The organism is Flavobacterium sp. 90, assembly GCF_004339525.1.
Taxonomy (GTDB): Bacteria; Bacteroidota; Bacteroidia; order Flavobacteriales; family Flavobacteriaceae; genus Flavobacterium.
The window spans coordinates 1,301,943-1,325,118 of sequence record NZ_SMGE01000001.1; the positions used below are offsets into that span (position 1 = coordinate 1,301,943).

Annotated in this window: 23 protein-coding genes; 15 read left to right on the plus strand and 8 right to left on the minus strand. The window is 32.6% G+C overall.

Annotated features, from left to right (window positions below; genetic code table 11):
* Positions 1–33: 33 nt before the first annotated feature.
* From C8C83_RS05225 to C8C83_RS05235, 3 genes are all read right to left on the minus strand, one after another.
* Positions 34–885: a DUF4249 domain-containing protein gene (locus tag C8C83_RS05225; protein WP_121326750.1), complete on the minus strand. Its 852-nt coding sequence runs from the start codon at positions 883–885 to the stop codon at positions 34–36.
* Between the two features lie 3 nt (positions 886–888).
* Positions 889–3,168, minus strand: a complete 2,280-nt coding sequence (locus C8C83_RS05230; RefSeq protein ID WP_121326752.1) for a TonB-dependent receptor — start codon at positions 3,166–3,168, stop codon at positions 889–891.
* Positions 3,169–3,396: 228 nt separating this feature from the next.
* Complete coding sequence (locus C8C83_RS05235) at positions 3,397–4,110, minus strand: pyridoxine 5'-phosphate synthase (RefSeq protein ID WP_121326754.1); 714 nt, start codon at positions 4,108–4,110, stop codon at positions 3,397–3,399.
* Between the two features lie 116 nt (positions 4,111–4,226).
* Between C8C83_RS05235 and C8C83_RS05240 the strand changes: the two genes are divergently transcribed.
* The 7 genes from C8C83_RS05240 to C8C83_RS05270 all read left to right on the plus strand — a co-directional run bounded on the left by C8C83_RS05240 (position 4,227) and on the right by C8C83_RS05270 (position 11,735).
* Complete coding sequence (locus C8C83_RS05240) at positions 4,227–4,886, plus strand: CBS domain-containing protein (protein ID WP_099710795.1); 660 nt, start codon at positions 4,227–4,229, stop codon at positions 4,884–4,886.
* A 98-nt stretch (positions 4,887–4,984) separates the two neighbouring features.
* The gene (locus tag C8C83_RS05245; RefSeq protein WP_121326755.1) at positions 4,985–5,869 is read left to right on the plus strand and encodes an NAD kinase; all 885 of its coding nucleotides are present in this window, start codon (positions 4,985–4,987) and stop codon (positions 5,867–5,869) included.
* Positions 5,870–6,042: 173 nt separating this feature from the next.
* A complete protein-coding gene (locus C8C83_RS05250) occupies positions 6,043–6,732 on the plus strand; it encodes a DUF6089 family protein (RefSeq protein ID WP_121326757.1) in 690 nt (229 codons plus the stop codon).
* A 4-nt stretch (positions 6,733–6,736) separates the two neighbouring features.
* Positions 6,737–7,477, plus strand: a complete 741-nt coding sequence (locus tag C8C83_RS05255) for an isoprenyl transferase (protein WP_121326759.1) — start codon at positions 6,737–6,739, stop codon at positions 7,475–7,477.
* Complete coding sequence (locus C8C83_RS05260; protein WP_121326761.1) at positions 7,410–10,151, plus strand: POTRA domain-containing protein; 2,742 nt, start codon at positions 7,410–7,412, stop codon at positions 10,149–10,151. Before C8C83_RS05255 ends, C8C83_RS05260 begins: the two co-directional genes overlap by 68 nt.
* A 42-nt stretch (positions 10,152–10,193) precedes the next feature.
* Positions 10,194–11,216, plus strand: coding sequence for an OmpH family outer membrane protein (locus C8C83_RS05265; RefSeq protein ID WP_121326763.1), 1,023 nt, complete (start codon positions 10,194–10,196; stop codon positions 11,214–11,216).
* Positions 11,217–11,234: 18 nt separating this feature from the next.
* Entirely contained in the window at positions 11,235–11,735 is a 501-nt protein-coding gene (locus C8C83_RS05270) for an OmpH family outer membrane protein (protein ID WP_121329958.1), read from the plus strand.
* Between the two features lie 78 nt (positions 11,736–11,813).
* On the opposite strand, the gene C8C83_RS27190 is transcribed toward C8C83_RS05270, so the two are convergent.
* The gene (locus C8C83_RS27190; protein WP_158598141.1) at positions 11,814–11,984 is read right to left on the minus strand and encodes a hypothetical protein; all 171 of its coding nucleotides are present in this window, start codon (positions 11,982–11,984) and stop codon (positions 11,814–11,816) included.
* Between the two features lie 113 nt (positions 11,985–12,097).
* Between C8C83_RS27190 and murI the strand changes: the two genes are divergently transcribed.
* Entirely contained in the window at positions 12,098–12,877 is a 780-nt protein-coding gene (gene murI, locus C8C83_RS05275; protein WP_121326765.1) for a glutamate racemase, read from the plus strand.
* 4 nt (positions 12,878–12,881) lie between these two features.
* Here the strand turns inward: murI and C8C83_RS05280 are convergent, their stop codons facing one another.
* Both C8C83_RS05280 and C8C83_RS05285 read right to left on the minus strand, forming a co-directional pair.
* Entirely contained in the window at positions 12,882–14,117 is a 1,236-nt protein-coding gene (locus C8C83_RS05280; protein ID WP_132011682.1) for an aromatic hydrocarbon degradation protein, read from the minus strand.
* Positions 14,118–15,446: a DUF4270 family protein gene (locus C8C83_RS05285; protein WP_121326767.1), complete on the minus strand. Its 1,329-nt coding sequence runs from the start codon at positions 15,444–15,446 to the stop codon at positions 14,118–14,120.
* Positions 15,447–15,727: 281 nt separating this feature from the next.
* Here C8C83_RS05285 and C8C83_RS05290 point away from each other — a divergent pair, with 281 nt between their 5' ends.
* The 6 genes from C8C83_RS05290 (at position 15,728) to C8C83_RS05315 (ending at position 20,516) form a co-directional block, all read left to right on the plus strand.
* The gene (locus C8C83_RS05290; protein ID WP_243653112.1) at positions 15,728–16,519 is read left to right on the plus strand and encodes a DUF6268 family outer membrane beta-barrel protein; all 792 of its coding nucleotides are present in this window, start codon (positions 15,728–15,730) and stop codon (positions 16,517–16,519) included.
* A gap of 17 nt (positions 16,520–16,536) precedes the next feature.
* Positions 16,537–17,544 carry a kelch repeat-containing protein gene (locus C8C83_RS05295; protein WP_121326771.1) on the plus strand — a complete coding sequence of 336 codons (1,008 nt, stop codon included), beginning with the start codon at positions 16,537–16,539 and terminating at the stop codon, positions 17,542–17,544.
* Complete coding sequence (locus C8C83_RS05300; RefSeq protein WP_233566007.1) at positions 17,528–17,866, plus strand: DUF4907 domain-containing protein; 339 nt, start codon at positions 17,528–17,530, stop codon at positions 17,864–17,866. Before C8C83_RS05295 ends, C8C83_RS05300 begins: the two co-directional genes overlap by 17 nt.
* On the plus strand, positions 17,867–18,967 hold the full coding sequence (locus C8C83_RS05305; RefSeq protein ID WP_121326773.1) for a sensor histidine kinase: 1,101 nt from the start codon (positions 17,867–17,869) through the stop codon (positions 18,965–18,967). It begins immediately after the preceding gene.
* Positions 18,968–18,980: 13 nt separating this feature from the next.
* Positions 18,981–19,691, plus strand: a complete 711-nt coding sequence (locus tag C8C83_RS05310; RefSeq protein ID WP_121326775.1) for an intradiol ring-cleavage dioxygenase — start codon at positions 18,981–18,983, stop codon at positions 19,689–19,691.
* Between the two features lie 108 nt (positions 19,692–19,799).
* Positions 19,800–20,516, plus strand: coding sequence for a LytTR family DNA-binding domain-containing protein (locus C8C83_RS05315; protein WP_099710782.1), 717 nt, complete (start codon positions 19,800–19,802; stop codon positions 20,514–20,516).
* Between the two features lie 91 nt (positions 20,517–20,607).
* Here C8C83_RS05315 and C8C83_RS05320 read toward each other — a convergent pair whose 3' ends face one another.
* Together C8C83_RS05320 and C8C83_RS05325 are read right to left on the minus strand one after the other, a co-directional pair.
* Entirely contained in the window at positions 20,608–21,126 is a 519-nt protein-coding gene (locus tag C8C83_RS05320; protein WP_121326777.1) for a gamma carbonic anhydrase family protein, read from the minus strand.
* A 9-nt stretch (positions 21,127–21,135) separates the two neighbouring features.
* Positions 21,136–22,125: a type IX secretion system membrane protein PorP/SprF gene (locus C8C83_RS05325; protein ID WP_121326779.1), complete on the minus strand. Its 990-nt coding sequence runs from the start codon at positions 22,123–22,125 to the stop codon at positions 21,136–21,138.
* Positions 22,126–22,268: 143 nt separating this feature from the next.
* Here C8C83_RS05325 and C8C83_RS05330 point away from each other — a divergent pair, with 143 nt between their 5' ends.
* Positions 22,269–23,168 carry a NifU family protein gene (locus C8C83_RS05330; protein WP_121326780.1) on the plus strand — a complete coding sequence of 300 codons (900 nt, stop codon included), beginning with the start codon at positions 22,269–22,271 and terminating at the stop codon, positions 23,166–23,168.
* Positions 23,169–23,176: the final 8 nt, after the last annotated feature.

Below are 23,176 nucleotides of genomic sequence, written 5' to 3' on the forward strand. Positions count from 1 at the left end.
ATTAAAGCCGATTTGAAATCATTCAAATCGGCTTTATTTTTTTGGAGGTGTTTTTACCACCAAAGTGCTTTGACCATATCCCGCCCAAATACCAATTCCGCCATTTATATTAGATTTCAAACTTGCATTTGCAGGATATATTGGATTTTTACTATTTACTATTTCGTTTTGCCAACTGTTCCAGAAATCTAAAGCGTCTTTATTCTGCGTTCTTAGTTTTACATGAATCAAATCTCCATCTGTAAAATATGGCGTAAATTTTGTTTTAGGAAAAAGTAAAACTCCACGGTTTATCTGTACAGAAACTTCAGATTTATTAAAGTTTTGATCGTCTAAATTACCATAAAATGAAGGAACAAAAATTGGTTCTTCACCGTCTATTTTTGTGGCGATCTGATAGTAGTTTTTTTCATTTACCGGATCATCAAATTTTACAAAAATATATCCCGTTGTATCTGCGGAATTCTTCTTTATATATTCGGCATTTTTAAGCGGAACTGATTTTGGAACTTTGGTTATCGCCGTTATAATTCGATTTAAATATTCAATTTTAAGCGAATATTCTTTTCCGGCTTCTCCTTTTAATGTTGATCCAAAATATACAAATGGAGGCACTCTGTTTTTATCATTTTTGACTCTTAAAACTTCTGATGTCTCACCATCAGAAATTGTGATTTTTGCAGATCTGATCACGTGACTCAAAACATTTGTCGAATCAATAGTACCAGTAACCGGAATACTGCTCGATAACAAAACCTGAGCATAATCGCCTTCCTCTATCCAGCCTTCTACGATAACTTTAGATTCAAGATTTTGCTCGCTAAAATCATCTTTAGAACAGCTTGTTATTACTAGAGCAAAAAGAAATAGTATATATTTTTTCATGTTTTAAAATTTAAATCTCCAACTTATTGAAGGTAATATTCGGTACAAAACTTTCTCTTCTTGTTTCACAACCACACTATTTTTATCTTTATTTACCTGAACATTCAACACCACATAAATTGGATTATTAATATTAAAAGTATTGTAGATCGAAAAATTCAAAGCACTTTCTTTTTGATTCGTTTTCACGAAAAAATAATTTACAGAAACATCTGTTCTGATATAATTTGGCATTTGTGCATTGTTATATCCTGAATATTCTTTGACCGGATTATTATTAATAAAATACCATGAAGTCGGCATTGTAAATCGGTTTCCGGAACTAAATATTTGCGTTACGCCAAAATTCCATTTTGAATTCAAATCGTACATTCCTACTAATGAAAGGTTATGACGACGATCGTATTTCGCAAAATAAGTGTTTCCATTATTAAGTTCATCAAAATTTCGATCAGACCAACTTAAAGTATAACTTAGCCAGCCTGTGAATTTTCCGTTACTTTTCTTCAACATCATTTCAAATCCGTATGCTTTTCCTTTTCCAACCAATAAATCATTTTTGAGCGTTGTGGTCTCGTTAAACTGAGTTATTCCATAAGGATATTCCAGTAAATCTTTCATTGAGCGATAAAATCCTCCAAATGAAGAACTAAAGTTTCTTGAAATATTTTGATTTGAACCAATCGAAAATTCGTTCGACGATTGTGGTTTTATTCCGTCTGAACTTGCAATCCAGAAATCTGTCGGAATTCCAACACTCGAAGTTGTAATCAGGCTTAAATATTGATATTGTTTATTATAAGAAGCGTAAAACGAATATTTGTCATTTGGATAATAATTCAACACGACACGTGGCTGAAAATGTAAATACGAATCCTTAGATCCTGAAGTATAATAATTGATTCGAAGCCCTAAATCTGCAATCAAGTTCTCAAATAACTTTGGTTTTGCAGTTGTAAAAACAGCAGCTTCATTGGCATTAATTGTACTATTTTGAGCTGTATTGTTATTAGTTGTCAGATTTTCGACATTTACTTTTTGAGGCTGTAAATCATGATACACATATTGTAAACCAGATTCAAAAGGAATATTCTTAACGAAATAACGAACTGAATTTGTAAACCCAAAATCTTTTACATAAGAAGAAACACTAAACTGAATTGTAGCTTGTTCCATATTCAAATCATTAGAATACTGACTGAAATAAACCGAATTTGACATGCTTACTTTAGGCGAAAATGTGGTAACCAAAGTTGGAGAAACTATAAAATTACTCCATTTCAAATCGGTTTTTAAAGCCAGATTTCCATCTTTGACTTTTAGTTCGTCTCCGCTAACAAAAGCATCGATAGAAAAAAGATTCTTTTTTGAAATTTGAGAAAGAAAGGTAATATTTCCGTCTGAAAATCCATATTTCATGTCCTGAACATCATTGTTTTTCGAACCGGATTTTAATAAGGGTCCCATTATTTCATCAATATAGGTTTTTCTGCCCGAGATATAAAAACCTGAATTTTTAGTCATCGGAACTGCCAAACTTATTTGTGATGCCAGAATTCCGATATTTCCTTGTATTCCAAATTCTGATGGTATTTTTTTATTGGGAATCAAAAGCGTGGTTGAACTTAAACGTCCGCCATATTTTGCATTTGAACTGGATTTATCAAATTCTACTTCCTTAACATGGTCTGTGTTATAAAAAGGAAAAATACCCAATAAATGCGACATTCCATATACGGGAGTTCCGTTGTACAAAATGGCATTATGTCCGGGATCTCCGCCTCTTACATATAAATATCCGTTTGCGTCTCCGGAATTCTGAACTCCGGGCGTTAATTGCAAAAGTTTTATAATATCTGTTGTTCCCAAAACTGTTGGAACTGATGATAACTCTTTTAGATTGAAAGACAATTTACCGCCGGACAAGGTCGTAACTCCACTTTTTTTGTCATTTGCGATGATAACTTCTTTTAACTGAGAAATATCTTTTTCTAAAACTATCGAAATTACGGTGTCTTTTACAAAATCAAAATGGAGTGCTTTTTTAAGATATCCTAATTGATCAATCGCTATTTCGACTTTTCCTAAGGGAATATTTTGCAAAAAATGTCCGACAGAATCTGATATTGCATAGAAATTCTGATTGTTTGTATGGAAAGAAATACTTACACCAACAAGGTTTTCGTTTTCGGGAGATTTTATGTTTCCAATTATAGTGGCTTTAGATTGCGCAAATACATTGGAAAAACAGAACAGAAAAAGGATAATTATTGATTTTGGCACTTGATTTTAATAAGAAAAGTGCGAAAGTAATCAATTATAAGCCAATTCTTAAACGATATAAATATTTTATTTTAGGGGTTTAAAATTGTATCCTAAAAAGTTTATCGCGATCAGAATGCCGCATGAGGGATAGTAGTAAAAATCCTTCTATTTTTCTTTAAAAATAGAAGATTGTAACGAATAGCCCGACCCGCTTTTTCTGCGGGTCATGCCCTACTCATTTTTATATTATTTCAATTTATTCAAATACATATTTACCACATTATCTAATCCCAGATAAAGTGCTTCTGAAATTAATGCGTGTCCGATAGAAACTTCTAATAATCCCGGTATGTTTTGATTGAAAAACTGAATGTTATCTAAACTTAAATCGTGTCCGGCGTTGATTCCTAAACCTAATTCATTTGCCAGTTTTGCTGCTTCGACATAAGGATCAATTCCGTTTTTATTTCCTAGACTGTATTGATGCGCAAAAGCTTCGGTATATAATTCGATTCGGTCAGTTCCTGTTTTTTTGGCTCCTTCAATAATTTCTAAAACCGGATCTACGAAAATCGAAGTTCTGATTCCGTTGCGTTTAAATTCCTGAACAACTTCGATTAAATAAGCTTCATTTTTTATAGTATCCCAACCTGCAGAAGAAGTGATCGCTCCAATTGCATCAGGAACTAAAGTTACTTGCGTTGGTTTGCATTCTAATACTAAATCGATAAAATTATGCTGCGGATTTCCTTCAATATTATATTCGGTGTGAACGATTGCTTTTAAATCTCGTGCATCCTGATAACGAATGTGACGCTCGTCCGGACGAGGATGAATGGTAATTCCCTGTGCTCCGAAATTCTGAAGATCTGTAGCTACTTTTAGTAAATCAGGGACATTTCCGCCGCGTGCATTTCTTAAGGTTGCAATTTTATTGATATTTACACTTAACTTTGTCATATAAATAGATAATTAATTCTAGTAACACTATATTTGTTACGACAAAAATACAAAGTAAAACGTAGCAGTTTTTGCTATTTTTTGATTATTTTGCATCAAATATCTTCAATTGATTTATGACAGAAATTACGAATTATATCACCAATGATTTCAGAGCGATTGATAGTCAGGAAACGATAGCGTCTGTTCAGGACTTTTTTGCGGATTTGAATTTTTCGCATTTTCCGGTTTTGGAGAACGGAATTTTCATTGGAAGTATCGCTTCTGACGATGTTGAAACTTTTGACACGGATAAAAAAGCCATCGATTATAAATATACCTTAGAACGTTTTTTTGCCAGAAAATCGATGCTTTGGCTTGATGTTTTGGAAGTTTTTGCCAAAAACCACACTAATGTAATTCCTGTTCTTGACGAAAACAACAGCTATATTGGCTATTATGAAATGGAAGATATCATGAAATTTTTTCAGGAAACTCCATTTTTAAAAGAACAAGGCGGAATAATTATTGTCCAAAAAGGCCTTTTGGATTATTCTATGGGTCAGGTTACTCAAATTGTCGAGAGTAATAATGGTAAAATATTAGGTTGTTTTATATCTGAAGCTGATTTGGAAAATGTTCAGATCACGATAAAAATTGGCGTTGGACCAATGAATGAAATCATTCAGACTTTCAGACGTTACAATTATGAAATTATTTCAGAACATCAGGAAGACGCTTATATCAATAGCTTAAAAGAACGTTCAGACTACTTAGACAAGTATCTTAATATATAAATTAGATAATGTGTCAATTAGATAATTTCTGGATTCATCTAATTGACATATTGCAAATTATCTAATTGACACATTGCCAAATTATCTAATTAACAAAAATGAAAGTAGCCATATACGGACAGTATTATCAAAACAGTACGGAACCTATTATTAAGGACATTTTTTTATTCTTCAATTCCAATAACGTCGAGATGGTAATTGAAGAAAATTTCCTGAAAATGCTTCACGAAAAACAACTCGTTGACAATCAATACGAGACTTTTTCGTCTACTACGTCTTTAGATAATAGTTTTGAAATGCTTATTAGTATTGGTGGCGACGGAACCATTTTGAGAGCTGCAACTTTAGTTCGTGATTCCGGTGTGCCTATTTTAGGAATCAATGCAGGAAGACTAGGGTTTCTGGCTACTGTTCAAAAAGAAAATATTGACAGCTTTTTGCAATTTGTGATTGATAAAAATTACACTACTTCCGAAAGAACTTTATTAAGCCTTTCCTGCGATCCAAAAAACGAAGCTATTGAAGATTTGAATTTTGCGATGAACGAAGTTACTGTAAGCCGAAAAGATACGACATCAATGGTTACTATTGAAACGTATTTAAACGATGAATATCTAAATTCTTATTGGGCAGACGGTTTAATCATCTCAACTCCCACGGGTTCTACCGGATATTCTTTGAGTTGTGGCGGTCCATTATTAACTCCAGATGTAAAAAGCTTAGTAATAACGCCAATTGCACCTCATAACTTAACAGCAAGACCTCTTGTTATTCCTGATGATACCGTAGTTAAACTTCGCGTATCCGGGCGAGAAGATCAATATTTAGTTTCATTGGATTCTAGAATTGCTTCTGTAAAAAACGAATCAATTTTGACCATCACAAAGACTGATTTTAAAATAAAAATGGTAGAGATTCCCGGTGAAACTTTCCTGAAAACACTTAGAAATAAGCTACTTTGGGGAGAAGACAAAAGAAACTAAGTCCTTTTCTGACATCTCACTATACGATAATACTACTTTTTCTCGTTCTGCATGTATCGAATCTTCATTAAATGTCTGAAATTCATATCGTAAATTTAAAAAAAAGCACATTTAACTAAAGCAACGTTGATTCGTATCGATAATTATTATATTTGCACGCAATTTTGAATTAAATGAAGAAAATTTTTAATTTATTGTTATGTTTTTTCCCCTTTATTACACTAAATGCTCAGATCAATGAGATTGGTGTATTTCTTGGCGGAAGTAACTTTGTTGGAGACGTAGGAAGTACAACCTATATTGCTCCCGAAAAACTGGCTTTTGGTGTTTTATACAAGTGGAACAAGAGTCCTCGCCATTCTTATCGCTTTTCTTACACACAGTCATCTGTTATTGGAAATGATTACGATTCAAAAGAAACAGGACGAAATAAAAGAGGCTATAGTTTTGAAAACACTATACAAGAGTTATCTGCCGGTTTAGAATTTAATTTTTTTGATTTTAATTTACATGATTATCATCCAAAAGTTACTCCTTATATATATTCAGGATTAAGTTACTTTAGGTATGATCAATTGTATCGACAAGTAGCCAATCCAAATATAACTCAATCCCAAAGATCCGGCTCATTTGCTATACCTATTATATTAGGTGTAAAATCGAATATAGATCCACATTGGGTTTTAGGTGCTGAAGTTGGAGTTCGCTACACTTTTACAGACGATATTGACGGAAGTAATCCTAATACAAGTAACACGAATATAAAGAAATTCGGGAATTTAAATAATAATGACTGGTATGTCTTTTCAGGTATCACTTTAACCTATACCTTTGGACAAAAACCTTGCTATTGCGCATACTAATAAAATGAACTTACTAGACTCTATAGATCAAACCAACTTACCCAAACATTTGGCCATTATTATGGACGGAAATGGTCGTTGGGCTAAACAGCAAGGCTTCTTAAGAGCTTTTGGCCACGAAAACGGAACTAAATCTGTCAAAAAAACAATTACAACTTGCGCCAAACTAGGTATTGAGTATCTTACCTTATATGCTTTTTCTACAGAAAACTGGAATCGTCCAAAACTGGAGGTTGAAGCTTTAATGAAAATACTGATCAATTCCCTAAAAAAAGAGTTAGTTACTTTACAGGAAAACAACATAAAATTGAATGCAATTGGTAATCTTGAGAAATTACCAAAATCTGCTCAAAAAGAACTTCTTGATGTAATTGATAAAACCAAAAACAATACGCGTCTCACGCTAACACTGGCTTTAAGTTACGGATCAAGAGAAGAATTGGTAAATGCCGTTAGAATCATCAGTGATAAAGTTAAAAATAATATAATTTCAATAGACACTATTGACGATTCAATTATAAATGAGCATCTTTACACGCAAAATTTACCTGACGTAGATTTATTAATACGAACAAGTGGAGAACATAGAATAAGTAATTTTTTGCTATGGCAAATAGCCTATGCAGAATTATATTTTACTAATGTCTTGTGGCCAGACTTTAAAGATCAAGATTTATATGAGGCTATTATTAGTTATCAAAAAAGAGAACGTAGATTTGGAAAAACCAGTGAACAAATTAAATAATTTTTTAGTGTTACAAAAAAGAGTACAAATAGCCCTTACCCTACTTCTTTTGGGTAGTTTTTCACAAATAAAAGCACAAGATAGAGTTCCTTTTGATCAAGGAAAAAAATATATTCTTGCTAAAGTTTCTGTTGTTGGTAAAATAAGCTTCAATGAACAAACCGTAGTTACCTTTTCAGGCCTTCAAAAAGGGCAGGAAATAACCGTGCCTGGTGAAGAAATCAGTGGTGCTATTAAAAAATTAGGTAAACTTGGTCTTTTCGACGAGATTGCCTTCTATATAAATAAGGTAGAAAACGATAGTATTTATTTAGATTTAAATATCGTCGAACTGCCTAAACTAAATGAAGTTAAATTTGTTGGTATTAAGAAAAGTAAAGTCGAAGGATTAATTAAAGACAATAACTTAACCAAAAGTAAAATTGTTAACGAGAATTTGATTACTACCACTAAAAATTATATCGAAAACAAATACAAAAAAGACGGTTTTTATAATACCAAAGTTACGATTACCACTACTCCGGATACTATAAACGGACACCAGGTTAACATGCTCGTTCGGGTTGACAAAGGTGACAAAGTAAAAATAAGCAGCATTGATTTCATTGGAAATAAACAACTTACAGACTCACAGTTAAGAGGTGCAATGAAAGACACAAAGCAAAAAAATGTGTTTCGCGTTTTAAAAGCTTCCAAATTTATTCCTGAAAAATACAAAACCGACTTAGAAAAAGTCGTTTCTTCATATAAAGAAAAAGGATATCGTGATGCACGTATCATTTATGATTCTGTTACTTACGACAAGAAGAAGAATATGCTTGCCATCAAAATTAATGTAGAAGAAGGAAATAAATATTACTTCGGAAATATTAAGTTTTTAGGAAATACTGTTTACTCAGATCAATTATTAAATCGTTATTTAGGAATTAAAAAGGGTGAAACCTATAATGGTGTTTTACTTGAAAAAAGAATTGCTGATAAAACAAAACCTGATGCTGAAGATATCACAAACTTATACCAAAATAATGGGTATTTGTTTTCGAACATCAATGCAGTAGAGGTAAAAACAGTAAACGACACAATTGACTTTGAAATTAGAGTTACTGAAGGGCCTATTGCCTATTTCAACAAAATATCGGTTGTTGGAAACGACAAAACAAATGACCACGTAATTTACCGTGAGTTAAGAACTAAGCCAGGAGAAAAATATAGTAAAGAGCAATTAGTTAGAACTATTCGTGAGATTGGACAATTAGGATTCTTTGATCCTGAAGCAATCGAACCAAAATTCAAAAACGTAGATGCCGGAGCCGGAACTGTAGACATTGAATATAATGTTGTAGAAAAAGGATCTAGTCAGGTTGAGCTTCAAGGAGGTTACGGTGGTGGAGGTTTCATTGGTACATTAGGACTATCCTTTAACAACTTCTCTGCCCGAAAACTTTTTGACAAAGAAGCTTACAAGCCTTTACCAATGGGAGATGGACAAAAAGTAGCACTTCGTTTACAAGGAAGTACTTATTTCCAAACGTACAGTTTATCGTTTTCTGAGCCATGGTTTGGAGGAAAAAAACCAGTACAGTTTAGTTCATCTATTTCATATAGTAAACAATTTCTTAATAATTATGTCACCAGAAGTGTTGACAAAAGCAAAAGTTTTAATATTTTTACCATTCAAGTTGGTTTAGCAAAAAGATTAACAGTGCCGGATGATTATTTTGTATTGTCTCAATCTGTGAGTTACCAACACTATGATTTGAATAATTATAATACTGGTTTGTTTACTTTTGGTAATGGAGCGTCAAGAAACTTAGCATACACAATTGGTCTTTCGAGAAGTAATAAAGGGGTTAACCCAATATTCCCGACATACGGTTCTGAATTTAGTGTTTCTGCAAAAATTACGCCACCATACTCCTTATTTAATGGTATAGACTATGGAGATTTGGCAAATGAAAAAGAATATAAATCAAGATGGACTGGAGATTCAGGTTATGGTGCAGACCAAAAACCATTAAGAAACGGGGATTACATTAAGGCGACAACTGCTGGAACTGTAAGTGTTGGATCTGATTTTGCAAGCGCAGATACTGACCAGGGTAAAGTGGATCAGAAAAGATATAACTGGTTAGAATATTATAAAATTAAATTTAAAGCTGATTGGTATACTAAAGTATATGGTAAATTAGTTTTAAGAACATTAACTGAGTTTGGCTTCTTAGGAGCTTATGATCAGGCAAGAGGAGTTGTACCATTTGAACGCTTTTATTTAGGAGGAGACGGAATGGCACAATACTCAATGGATGGTAGAGAAACAATAGGATTAAGAGGGTACAAAAACAGCTCTTTGACTCCTGTAAATGCTAACGGAGAACAGATTGGAGCAACGATTTATAACAAATTCTCTTTAGAATTACGTTATCCAATTACATTAAAATCGTCAGCATCGATATATGCATTAACATTTTTAGAAGCTGGATCATCATATCCAACGTTTAAAGATTACAACCCATTTGATTTATACCGTTCAGCAGGTGCTGGTTTACGTGTATTTATGCCAGCATTTGGATTGTTAGGTATTGATTTCGGATACGGATTTGATGCTGCACCAGGAATGCCAAGTAATAAACCAAATGGTTGGGAGACACACTTTATCATAGGACAACAGTTCTAGATAAATTAAAATTGGTTAAAAATTTCCAAATAAAGTAATGTTATGAGAAAACAGTTTTTATTTATATTTTTAGCCTTGATTGTAGCTAATACAAGTCAGGCACAAGGAAAAACGACAAGGATTGGCTACATCGACATGGAATATATTTTGGAAAACGTTTCTGATTATAAAGAAGCGAAAGCCCAATTAGAGTTAAAAGCTCAAAAATGGAAACAAGAAATAGAAGCTAAGAAATTAAACATCAATACTCTTAAAGAAAGCCTTAAAGCCGAAAAAGCTTTACTTACTAAAGAGCTGATCGATGAAAGAGAAACTGAGATCAAATTTCTTGAAACCGAAATGTTGGATTATCAACAAAAACAATTTGGTTCTGATGGAAATTTAATGCACCAAAAAATGGCATTAGCAAAGCCTATACAAGATCAGGTTTTTACAGCTGTTCAAGATATTGCTGAAGCTAAAAATTATGATTTTGTATTTGATAAATCATCGGATTTGACAATGCTTTTTAGCAATAAAAGATTCGATATTAGCGATCAGGTTTTACGTATTTTAAACAGAACTGATAAACGTGAACAATTGACTAAAAAACAATTGAAAGATCAGGAAGCTAAAGAAAGTAAAGAAAATGCTCTTGATGAAAGCCCTGCATTGCAAGACAGACAAAAAGTATTAGACGAAAAGAGAGCTGCCAGAGATAAACTAATAGAAGACAGAAGATTAGAGCAGGAAGCTAAGAAAAAAGAATACGACGACAGAAGAAAAGCAATACAAGCTGAAAGAGAAGCTAAAAAGAATGGCACGGTTTCTGAAACAGCAAAAACAACTGAGGCTGCCAAAACAACAGATGCTACAGGAAAAACTGTAACACCGGCAGCGGCAACAACAGGAACTGAAACCACGCCAGCGACACCAGCAGTTGATAAAGCAGCAGAAAGACAAAAACTTTACGAACAGCGTAAAAAAGAATTAGAGGAAAAGAGAAAGAAAATCTTAGAGGAAAGAGAAGCGGCTAAAAAAGCAAAAGAGGCCGAAACACAGAAAACAAATACGACCAATAATTAATTAATATTTTTAAAAATGATGAAACAAATCAAAACTTTACTAATTGCTGCCATTTTAGTTCTAGGAGCAAGTAACACAATTAACGCACAAGCTAAGGTAGCTCATGTTGATGTTAGCGAGATTATGTCGAAAATGCCTGCAATGCTAGATGCTCAAAACCAATTACAAAAATTAAGCGGTACATATGATGCAGAATACAAAAAAATGGTTGACGAATATCAAGTAAAAATCAAAAAGTACGAAGCTGAAGCTGCTACAGTAACTGATGCTGTAAACGGAGATCGTTCTAAAGAAGTTCAAGACATGCAAAAAAGAATTGTTGACTATAGAGACAATGCACAAAAAGAACTACAACAAAAAGAAACTGATATCGTAAAACCATTAATGGAAAAAGTAAGAGCTTCTATCCAAAAAGTTGGAAAAGCTAAAGGTTTCCAATATGTTCTTGACGGTTCTACTTTATTATTAGCTGATGGTCCAAACATTACTGCTGATGTTAAGAAAGACTTAGGATTCTAAGAAACAAATCACATTATAAAAAATGGCTCAAATTTTAAAGTTTGAGCCATTTTTTTTGATTTTACAATTAATTAATTTTTAATGTGATGGGCATAAAGTTGTTGTTGGTACACAATCCCACATAGGTAAACCATTTTCATCATCTCCTCGGTAGCAAATTTTACCAACTGGACAATATGGAAAATTTCCACCATTTATGCTCTTAAGCTCATCTTTTGTTAATTTCTGGCAATTTTTGATAAATTTCATAGTTATAGGTTGTTTAATGTTAAACGTAAATATAGTACTTTTTTTACATTTTATTAACTCAATTATTTAAACTCCAAATTGTAGAAAAACGTAGAAATATGTAACTTTGTAATATGACGAACAACAATCCTATAGGCGTTTTTGATTCCGGTATTGGAGGAACTTCCATCTGGAACGCCATTCACGATCTGCTTCCAAACGAAAAAACCATCTATTTAGCCGACAGCAAAAATGCTCCTTACGGTCAAAGAACCAAAGAAGAAATTGTTGCATTAAGCAAAAAAAATGTAGATTTTCTACTAGAACAAAATTGCAAAATTATTGTTGTTGCGTGTAATACTGCTACAACAAATGCTATTCGAGAACTCCGTGCTGAATATGATGTCCCGTTTATAGGAATTGAACCTGCAATAAAACCTGCAGCCAATAATTCAAAAACACAAGTAATTGGTATTCTTGCTACAAAAGGAACATTGAATAGTGAGTTATTTAATAAAACTGCTGAAATGTTTCAGCATACTACAATAATTGAGCAAGTTGGTCACGGACTCGTGCAACTTATTGAAGACGGAAATCTAAATTCTCCGGAAATGACTCAATTGTTAGAATCCTATTTACAACCTATGATTGACGCCAATATTGACTATCTGGTATTAGGCTGTAGTCATTATCCGTATTTGATTCCACAAATAAAAAAAATCCTTCCGGAACATATTCAAATTATAGATTCCGGAGAGGCTGTTGCAAGACAAACGCAAAATGTCTTACGTGAAAAAGTAGGTTTTACAGATACTCAAAATAACGACGAACCAATATTTTACGTTAATTCAAATCCTGATGTTTTAAAATCGATTTTAGATTATAAATATCCTGTAATCGAAAAAGATTTTTAGGCTTCTACTCTATTTTTCGCTTGACGAACCAAATTCCGTCCAAAGATAAATTCAGGGATAACTTATGGTAATTTTCTTTAATTAGATTATCTGCGATTCTTCCTTTTTGTCCATAGGAATAAGAAATATTAACTGCGGAAAAAGTGTTTTCGATGGGCAGCGAAATCCCAAGAGAGATTGCGGCATTATTGACTCTTTTTCCGTCGATTTCAAGATAACCGGTATCAAAATTCAAACCTGTTGAATATTGAACGCTATCCCAATATTTCCTGACATTTTTTCTGCGACTATAACTAAAACCCATTGCAAATCTGTCCTGGTTCACAAAATCTCCATATAATTCAGGCTGATTTGTATCATTCCATAAACTCTTTTCATAATCAAGCGTCATGTTTAGATTATTTTTAAATCGTTTACTAATACCTATCCCCATCTCCAAAGGCATATAATAATTATCTAAATCTGATGCTACATTCGATTCTATACTGGTTGCAACATTATTTGTAATTGTTTGAACTGATTGAACTTTAGAGGCATTAATTTGAGTTGGCAACTTAAAAGTTGTAGCAATTGTAAGCGTTGAATCAATTTTATACTGAGCTCCAAATGTCGCTCGCAAACCATTATAATTTGTTTTTTTACTGAGTGTTGTAATTGAATTTGCGATTAAAAAACTTCTGTCATCGGTAGTACTTCCAAATAAAACGGCAGCAGATACTCCGAGTGACAATTTTTTTCCGAATCGATATCCATACGAAAAATCAAAATTATTTAATCCGCCAGAACCAGCTGCGGTTAAATAATAGAATTCCTGACTGTCTGAAATTGGCAATTTTAAGTTAGAGATTTTAAATGCTGAACTTGAATAAGGACGCAGTGCTGCACTAAATCCGGAGTTTTTAGTCACCGGAAATGCAAAAGCAATATGCGAGAATTGAAAATTATTTCGCTTTTCGCTTCTTGAAGCACTCTGGTAAGTTGTTGCAATAGCCTTGCCACCTATATCAAACATAAAATGATTTTGAGGCAAATAACCCAATGAAGCCGGGTTTAGATTATTAATAAAAGTATCTGAAGGCAATGCCATACCAGAGGATCCAATTGAGGGAAGCGAACCAAAATCTGAATCGTATAAACTTCCAACTCCATATAATGAATAAGGAGAACTCGAAATACTTTGAGCAAATGAAGTCAACGACATTAAAATGGCGCCACTTAAATAAACTATTCTATTTTTCATTTAATAAGAGATGTAATAAATTTTCAATTGAATTTTATTATTCAAATGTTTTTGGTCTCCTAAAACAACTCTGTTGACTGCTTTAGAAAGTGCAGGTAAAGTAAGAATCAAACAAGATCTTGAATCAGTCTGCTTGAGCATTTCTTTTTGTAGAAAGCCTCCAATAGGAATTGTATAACCAACATTTTCGTTAAACTCATCGGTTTTTTTGTTTAAAATTCCATATACTGATTTACTTTCAGAATTCAATAAAGTGCCGCTAATTCTATTTAAATTATCGGCTACATAAACACTTAAGGAATCGGCTAAAGGATATTTGTCTGAATAGGAATTATTGACTGGCTTTAAAAGCAATTCGGCGGCAACAATTGCTCCATTATCTGAGATATGTTTAAACTGCTTTATATTGGGAAAATCGATTCTGCAAGAAACTCCTGTTCCGGATTGAATAAATCCCTGATGCTCGGTTAAAGAACTTGACAGCTTGCTTGTTGGAACAGATAAATTCTGAAGCAACGTACCTGTTTTATCTGACGAAATAGCATTGAATTGCTTTGTTTTGTCAAGTATAGTAAAATCTAAAATATAAGGTGTTTCTTCAGTGTCTGCCTGATATTTGGAATAATACAACCTGACTTTACTTGTAGCTGCGCTAAAACCTATTATACTCGAAGAATTAGAAGATGAGGGCACTAAAACAAATCCTTTTAAATATTCTGTGAAAGTGTCAAAATCTGTGACTTCCCTTTTCTTCAATTTCTGAAAAAGTTCGGCACCAAATGCACTACTCATTTTAATATTAATAGAATCTTTTTCGATTGGTCGTGGCTTATACGAAATTGTTCCAAGACTTTCCGGACTATAATTCAATTTTGAATTATTATAAAAATTATTATCCTCAGTATTAGGTTTAACTTTCTGAATCAAACGATGAATATCAAATGTCTGCACTTTTGTGGTGTCTCCAAAATAATAGTTATCATATTTTAGAATCATCGAAATAGAATCAAAAACATATTTAACGGCTTCTGTATCTGAACCACTATTATTTAAGGCATATGTGTTAGTTGATAATTGAAAATAACTATCAGACTTTATTTTTCCAAAGAGAGGATCATCATAATTTCCAATCAAAATTCGGCTTTGAGTAGAAGTTACAAGTGAATCTAAATTTATTGTAGACATCTCGACAGTCATTGTATCTACCAGAATAACTTTATTATTCAATGCCAAATAATCTGACCCTACAACAAACTCACCCGCATCTGTATCTGTACCACACGAAATTAGCGATAACGCAAAAAAGAACATCAATATAAACTTGTGCATAATCAATTTTTTGAACAAATATAAAATGGACTCTTCTGCACAACACTATAACATATACCGTCACGCGTTTTTAGCCTATAAATGGCAAAAAAACATCTATAACATATTATTACCATCAAATACTTCATTCAGCCCTAAAAAGAGGCATTTAGTCTATCGAAAAGTGCCATACATATATCTTCTTTTTTTTAAAACCATTAGCCACCTACTTTTGAACCAATAAATATGCAATGAAAACAAGGTTTTTAATTTGTTCTATTTTTTCAATTTCATTTTTCAGTATGAAAGCACAGGAAAATTTTTCAGTAAATATGAATTTGAAAACAGAACCAACGGATAAAATTGATTTTAACGAAAGTAGTATTGGAGTTTTGTTCAACACAAAAATAAATGCCAAAAACCAAATAACAAATACATTAGAATATTCAAGTTTGAAAGTAAATTATGAATTAGGCAGCTTTAATAATGTTGAAGATCTGGATCAATTCAACAAAATTCAAAACACGTTTGAAATCAAACATGAAGTTTCAAAGACAACAAAATTTGAATTAGCCATTACACCTTCGGTAAATTTTCAGCGAAACTTAGATGCTTCTGATTTTTTACTTTTTGGAAGTTTTGATATTAGCCAGCAATTAAGTTCAAAGACAAATATTAAACTTGGAGTCGCGAGAACAGCCATTTTTGGTTATGCTAAATTCATTCCGACTTTATCGATAAACTATCAAATAAACGAGCATAGTAATGCATTGATTGGTTTTCCGGATTCGAATATTTCGTATTCAAATAACATTCGAAACAAATTCAGTTTAACGAATAGTTTTAACGGAAGTTTTTATCATTTAGACACTCCAAACAGCTCGTATGAAAATGCAACAAAAGCTAGTTTATCGCAAATGACTTCGGCTTTTGAGTACGAAAGAAATGTTACAAAAAACTGGTTTCTAAATTTTAAAGCCGGATATGACTTTAACAAAAAATATAACCTGCTCGATAATGATAATCACAGAATCTATGATTTCAACACTGGCAATGGGTATATTCTGGGTATTGGGATCAAATACAAACAATAAATAAATTTAATACACTTATGAATAATTTAAAAAAAGGAATATTATTCGCGGCGCTGTTTTCGAGTCTCTTTTTTATAGGCTGTAGTCATGATGATGAAGATGAAGATTTGGTAGGAAACTGGATTAAAAAATCTGCATTTGATGGACCTGCAAGATCTAGTGCGACTAGTTTTGTCATAGGAGATTATGCTTATGTAGCGGCCGGTTATACTGGAGATGTATATTTAAAAGATTTATGGGCATACAATTCTAACGGTGATTATTGGGAACAAAAAGCCGATTTTGCCGGAGTAGGAAGAAGTTCTGCTTCAAGTTTTGCACTTAACGGAAAAGGATATGTTGGTTTGGGTTACGATGGAACCAATAAGCTGAAAGATTTTTATCAATACGATCCAACAAGCAATAGCTGGACTCAAAAAACTGATTTTGGAGGAACTGGCCGTTATGGCGCAGTAGGTTTTCAAGTAGGTGGAAAAGCTTATTTTGGAACTGGTTATGACGGAAATTATCTAAAAGATTTTTATCAATACGACGATCAGGCAAACACCTGGACTCTTGTTAACGGATTTAGTGGGAACAAAAGACGTAATGCTACTGTATTTGTAATTGATACTAAAGCGTATTTGGTAACGGGAATAAACAATGGAGTTTATCAGGAAGATTTTTGGGAATTTGATCCATCAACTGATGTTTGGACCAGAAAACGTGATGTCGATAAAGACACAGATGATGACCCAACTTACAATGACGAATATGCAATTGTTCGTGCAAATGCTTCTAGTTTTTCTATGAATGGATTGGGATATATTGTAGGTGGTGAAAGCATCAAAACGGTTTGGGAATACATTCCGTCAACAGACCTTTGGACAGAAAGAACTCCTATGGAAGGCGCTACAAGATCAGATGCTGTAGGATTTGCGATCAACAACCGTGGCTTTTATATGTTAGGAAGAATAGGTTCAACTTACTTTGATGATGCTTGGGAATTTAAACCTTTGGATGCGCAAAATGATGATGATAATTAATACTCAAATAAAATTCTTCTGGGCCAAAATCCAGAAGAATTTACTGTTTCTTTTACTTGTTTTGCAATTTGTTGCCTGCTCAAAAAATGAAACTTTTAAAACAGAATCTTTCAAAACAAAATCCGGTTGGGGATATTCAATTGCTTATAAAAGTAAAATCATAATTAAGCAATCTATAATACCGGTGATAATTGATTCTAAAAGCTTTTCGACAGAAGATGATGCATTAAAAGTGGCACATTTAGTAGTTGACAAACTCAATGAACATATATCGCCAACGGTAACAAAAAATGATTTAATTTTATTAAAAATAAAATTATAAATGAAAATAGATACCATTAAAAATACGAGTTCTAATAAAATTTTATTCCATTGTATGATATGGGTTTTCTTTATTCTGACATCTTTGATTCAGTTTTATGAAAGTCCGTTTCGTATCAATAATGACTTCTACGTACAATGGGTCACTGGAATTGTATTGTTTTATCTGAACTATTTTTACTTGGTTCCAGCCTTGCTTTTGCAAAAAAAATACTGGTTATATTTTACGTTTGTTGTTATTCTGATTGCTGCTTTCATGATCATCAGAATCAATTATTTTATTCCTGAATTTAAACATATCAGACCTAGAATGATTCCGCCGGAAGAGTTGAAATTGATGTATAAAGGACCTAGAATAAGAGGAATAATGGCAACCAGACAACCACTGTTTTTTAAAATTGGCCCATCGCTTTTCTATATTTTAATCATTACAATAAGCGCAGCGATCAGAACGCTGACAGAATTTTATAACAACCAACAAAACAAACTTATTGCCGAGACTCATCGAACCAATACTGAATTGATTTATTTGCGCAAACAAACCAATCCGCATTTTTTATTCAATTCGTTAAATAGTATTTATTCTTTGGCTCACAAAAAATCTGATTTGGTCCCCGATGCCATCGTGACATTATCTGAATTAATGCGTTATATGCTTTATGAAACAGATAATAAAACGGTGGCTTTGGAAAAAGAAATCAATTACATTCAAAATTACATCGAATTACAAAAGCTAAGACTCAACAACATCGAAGACATTGTAATCAATGTTCATGGTGATACAAAAAACAAATTTATTGAGCCTTTGTTATTGATTTCATTTGTTGAAAATGCCTTTAAATACGGAACTGATTATAAAGGAGCAGCTCACGTAAAAATTAAAATTTTTATCCTGAACAACAGTCTTGATTTTTGGATCGAAAACACCATTGAAAACTATCTGAAAGATCCTGAAAATTCAGGAATTGGATTAGTGAATATTCAAAACCGATTGGATTTACTTTATCCAGATGCGCACGAACTCAACATCACACAAGACAACGATTTTTATCGTGTGCATCTGAATTTAAAATTAGACGAAATTCAAAACACAATCAATTAAACACCACTCTATCATGGACAGAAAAAAATTCATTAGAAATAGTATATTAGGAATTGCATCTTTGGCAACAGCTACAAAATTATTAGAATCATGTTCTAAAAGTGATAACGACAACACTGATACAAATTCATCCGGCGATGGAAGCTGCACCGTTTCTCCTGCCGAAACTAAAGGTCCTTTCCCGATTAAAACACCAAGTCAACTGGTACTAGAAAATATCAAATCTGATCGAATTGGTATCGCTTTACTAATTAATCTTATTATCGAAAATAAAACCAACAACTGTTCTCCGCTGGAAAATGTTTTTGTTGACGTTTGGCATTGTGATAAAGACGGAAATTATTCTGAATATGGAGGCACTTCGATGCAGCAAACAGATTATACTTCTGTACATTTTTTAAGAGGCAGACAAACCACAAATTCAAAAGGAGAAGTTTCGTTTCTTTCTATTTTCCCGGGCTGGTATCAAGGCAGAGCGCCACACGTGCATGTTGAAGTACTAACGACGAGTGGCACATCATTATTGGTAACACAAATTGCTTTTCCGGAAACTGTTTCAAGCGAAGTATATTCAAGCACAAATTATGCTTCTCACGGTCAAGCCGATACTTCGAATACAAAAGACAATGTTTTCTCTGATAGTTTATCCGATGAATTAGCAACTTTAACAGGGAATTTGACAGATGGTTATACATTAAGCAAAACCATTACAGTAAAAGCATAATTTAAAAATGAATTTTGTTTTTTATGAAAACTTTAAAACTTAATTCATTGGTTTAAAACTACTTTTGAGCATCAAAACAAGACTTTTTAAAATTTAATCTCCAACAAGATGAAATGTGTAATTATAGACGATGAACCTTTAGCGGTTGAATTATTAGAAGATTTTGTTCGAAAAATAGATTCTCTCGAATTGGTCAGTACTTTTAATAATGCGATTGATGCTGTTTCTTTTATCAATCAAAACAATGTCGATTTGATTTTTTTAGACATTCAGATGCCACATTTCTCTGGTATAGATTTTTTAAATACAATCGAAAAAAAGCCTTTAATTATATTCACAACGGCTTATTCTGATTATGCTGTTGAAGGATTTAATCTTGGTGCTGTTGATTATTTAGTAAAACCAATTCCGTTTCATCGTTTTTTAAAATCAGTTGTAAGAGCACAGCAAATTTTAAATCCGACTGCTTCTACCCAAGCCATTTCAGAAAATACAACTGCTCCGGAATTAGAACAGGATTTTATGTTTGTAAGAGCTGAATATGAAAACGTAAAAATGAATTTTTCGGATATTCTATTTATAGAAGGTTTAAAAGATTATGTAAAAATTTATACCACAGACAATAAATTCACGCTAACCTTAATTAGTTTAATTAAGTTAGAAAACTTACTTTCCAGCAAAGGATTTTCAAGAATTCACAGGTCTTATATCATCAATATAAAACATGTAAAATCAATTCAGAAAAATAAAGTTTTGATTAGTGATAAACGTATTCCAATTAGCGAAAGCTACAAGAATGCTTTCTTCGAAAGAATCAATTTATAGTGTTTTAAATTCCAATTAAAAAAAAATCCAAATTCCAATATTGCTCGACAACGATTGGAATTTGGATTTTTTTTATTGAATTATTTATAGCTTATTCTTCGTTTTTAAGCCATCCGGAATACATTACATAATTATTTGAAATACGCTCGATTTCGCCTGCAAAATCAGATTGATCAATATCTTTTACTTTTTTGGCAGGAACGCCCGCATAAATACTTCCGGAAGTTACAACGGTATTTTGTGTGATAACTGCTCCGGCTGCAATAATAGAATTACTTTCTATCACACAATTATCCATTACAATTGCGCCCATTCCTATTAAAACATTGTCATGAACCGTACAACCGTGTACAATTGCATTATGTCCTATTGAAACATTATTACCAATTATAGTAGGATGTTTTTGATACGTGCAGTGTATAATCGCTCCGTCTTGAATATTAACTTTGTTCCCGATTTTGATAAAGTGAACATCGCCACGGATTACCGCGTTAAACCAAACACTACATGAATCTCCAAAAGTAACATCGCCAATAATAGTAGCGTTTTCAGCAACATAACAATCCTCAGGAATTTGAGGAGTTTTTCCGTTTACAGATTTGATTAACATAAAATTGATTTAATTAATAGCAGGACAATTACAGTCGTAACGTTCTCTTTTACAAAATAAATTAATTCCCAAAGTAACCTGATGATAACCACCAGTGTCAAATTTTACATCGCCTACAACTTGAGAATACGTATAAGCAAACATGAAATTATTAAAATTTACTCCAATAATAGGCGTAAAATATTGTAATTTTTGAGATGCAACTCCACTTCCGCTTCTATATTGCGCACCGTCAAAACTTCTTCTATAAGATAATGCAGCCCATAAACTTCCAAAATCCATGTTTTTATAGGCTTTCATGTTTAAATCGATAGATTTCTGTTTTGTTTTGTCAAATAGTTGAAACAAAATAGAAGGTTCCCAGGTAATATTTTCTCTTTTTCCAAAAACATAACCAGCGCTAAGTAGATACTTTCTTAAGTTATCACTTTCATAATCTGTGTAAATATCTCTTCTGGTTTCTAATATACCCTGAACAGTTGCATGAGCATAAAAATCTAAGTAATTATAAGAAGCTCCAACATCGACATTGAAGTAAGAATCTTTTTGAATCTGACCATAAACAATTGGGTCAAAAGTTCCACCAAATGTAGTTTCGTCTAATTGATTTTGAATCAAACCTGCATTTATACCAAACGAAAGTTGATTTAAATCTACTTCGTCTCTAGAGAACATAATATGATGCGCATAAGTAACTTTTACACCTTTTTGAGAATGGTAACCATTTTTATCATTAAACAGGATAATACCAGCACCTGATCTTTCTCCAATTCTTCCGTTCATGCTTAAAGTTTGAAGTGATGGTGCATCTTCCTGACCAAACCATTGCTTTCTTGCAGTCAATCTTATTTTTGTACAATTTGCAGCTCCCGCCATTGACGGATGAATTAAATAGTAATTGTCTGATAAATAATCTGAATAAACCGGAATCCCCTCTTGTGAATAAGAATAAAACGATGTAATAAAAAAAATGAATAAAACCTTGATTCTAAATTTCATAAAGGCAATTTTGTTTACTTATATTTTTGACTCCTATAATTTAATACGATTTATTTGAAAAGAGTCTTAATTATTTTATTAAAAAATCAAATATAGGTATTAGTAGAAAATAAGTTTACTAAATTTGTAAAAATTTACAAATCATGACAAAAATCACCATAAAGGAAACTCAAAATCCAACAATCCTAAAGTTTGAATTTGAAGATTTCATAACACAAAATCAAAGTTTTGAGTTCAAAAATATCGATGAAGCGCAAGCATCTCCATTAGCACAACAATTATTCTATCTTCCGTTTGTAAAAACAGTTTATATTTCCGGAAACTTTATCGCTATCGAAAGATACAGTATTGTAGAATGGGATGACGTTAAAGACTCTGTTGCTGAACAAATTACAGCATTCGTTGACAAAGGTGGCGTTATCATAAAAGTAGACGAAACTACCACAAAAAAACAGCCTATAACAGTTTACGGAGAAACAACTCCAAATCCTGCTGCTTTAAAATTTGTAGTGAGCAGAATGTTGACCAGAAACGCTGTAGAATACAAAAACATCGATCAAACTGCTTCTTCTCCTTTAGCAAAAGAATTATTCAAATTTCCTTATGTAAAAGAGGTTTTTATTGATGAAAATTATATTTCGGTAACTAAATATGACATTAATAATTGGGATGAAATTACTTTAGAAGTTAGATCTTTCATCAAACAATTTATCGAAAATGGAGGAACTGTTTTAGATGAAACTTTAATTGAAGTTGCTACTAAAAATGACATTACTAAAGATGAAGCATTTGACAAACTAGATGTTACTTCTCAACAAATTATCAATATCTTAGAAGAATACGTAAAACCTGCAGTTGCTGCTGACGGTGGAAATATTGCTTTTGATTCTTATAATGAAAACGACAAAACAGTAAAAGTAATTCTGCAAGGAGCTTGCAGTGGTTGTCCGTCATCTACTTTTACTCTAAAAAGCGGAATCGAAAATATGCTAAAAAGCATGCTAAATGATGAAGCTATTAAAGTAGAAGCTTTAAACGCATAATATTACAT

What these genes read in the sequence shown, in the direction of transcription:
- C8C83_RS05320 (WP_121326777.1), bottom strand. Translation starts at nt 21,126, where the DNA reads ATGTTAATCAAATCTGTAAACGGAAAAACTCCTCAAATTCCTGAGGAT.
- murI (WP_121326765.1), top strand. Translation starts at nt 12,098, where the DNA reads ATGACGAACAACAATCCTATAGGCGTTTTTGATTCCGGTATTGGAGGA.
- C8C83_RS05310 (WP_121326775.1), top strand. Translation starts at nt 18,981, where the DNA reads ATGGACAGAAAAAAATTCATTAGAAATAGTATATTAGGAATTGCATCT.
- C8C83_RS05235 (WP_121326754.1), bottom strand. Translation starts at nt 4,110, where the DNA reads ATGACAAAGTTAAGTGTAAATATCAATAAAATTGCAACCTTAAGAAAT.
- C8C83_RS05330 (WP_121326780.1), top strand. Translation starts at nt 22,269, where the DNA reads ATGACAAAAATCACCATAAAGGAAACTCAAAATCCAACAATCCTAAAG.
- C8C83_RS05250 (WP_121326757.1), top strand. Translation starts at nt 6,043, where the DNA reads ATGAAGAAAATTTTTAATTTATTGTTATGTTTTTTCCCCTTTATTACA.
- C8C83_RS05240 (WP_099710795.1), top strand. Translation starts at nt 4,227, where the DNA reads ATGACAGAAATTACGAATTATATCACCAATGATTTCAGAGCGATTGAT.
- C8C83_RS05260 (WP_121326761.1), top strand. Translation starts at nt 7,410, where the DNA reads ATGAGGCTATTATTAGTTATCAAAAAAGAGAACGTAGATTTGGAAAAA.
- C8C83_RS05295 (WP_121326771.1), top strand. Translation starts at nt 16,537, where the DNA reads ATGAATAATTTAAAAAAAGGAATATTATTCGCGGCGCTGTTTTCGAGT.
- C8C83_RS05290 (WP_243653112.1), top strand. Translation starts at nt 15,728, where the DNA reads ATGAAAGCACAGGAAAATTTTTCAGTAAATATGAATTTGAAAACAGAA.
- C8C83_RS05300 (WP_233566007.1), top strand. Translation starts at nt 17,528, where the DNA reads ATGATGATGATAATTAATACTCAAATAAAATTCTTCTGGGCCAAAATC.
- C8C83_RS05325 (WP_121326779.1), bottom strand. Translation starts at nt 22,125, where the DNA reads ATGAAATTTAGAATCAAGGTTTTATTCATTTTTTTTATTACATCGTTT.
- C8C83_RS05255 (WP_121326759.1), top strand. Translation starts at nt 6,737, where the DNA reads ATGAACTTACTAGACTCTATAGATCAAACCAACTTACCCAAACATTTG.
- C8C83_RS05305 (WP_121326773.1), top strand. Translation starts at nt 17,867, where the DNA reads ATGAAAATAGATACCATTAAAAATACGAGTTCTAATAAAATTTTATTC.
- C8C83_RS05265 (WP_121326763.1), top strand. Translation starts at nt 10,194, where the DNA reads ATGAGAAAACAGTTTTTATTTATATTTTTAGCCTTGATTGTAGCTAAT.
- C8C83_RS05225 (WP_121326750.1), bottom strand. Translation starts at nt 885, where the DNA reads ATGAAAAAATATATACTATTTCTTTTTGCTCTAGTAATAACAAGCTGT.
- C8C83_RS05315 (WP_099710782.1), top strand. Translation starts at nt 19,800, where the DNA reads ATGAAATGTGTAATTATAGACGATGAACCTTTAGCGGTTGAATTATTA.
- C8C83_RS05245 (WP_121326755.1), top strand. Translation starts at nt 4,985, where the DNA reads ATGAAAGTAGCCATATACGGACAGTATTATCAAAACAGTACGGAACCT.
- C8C83_RS05285 (WP_121326767.1), bottom strand. Translation starts at nt 15,446, where the DNA reads ATGCACAAGTTTATATTGATGTTCTTTTTTGCGTTATCGCTAATTTCG.
- C8C83_RS27190 (WP_158598141.1), bottom strand. Translation starts at nt 11,984, where the DNA reads ATGAAATTTATCAAAAATTGCCAGAAATTAACAAAAGATGAGCTTAAG.
- C8C83_RS05280 (WP_132011682.1), bottom strand. Translation starts at nt 14,117, where the DNA reads ATGAAAAATAGAATAGTTTATTTAAGTGGCGCCATTTTAATGTCGTTG.
- C8C83_RS05270 (WP_121329958.1), top strand. Translation starts at nt 11,235, where the DNA reads ATGAAACAAATCAAAACTTTACTAATTGCTGCCATTTTAGTTCTAGGA.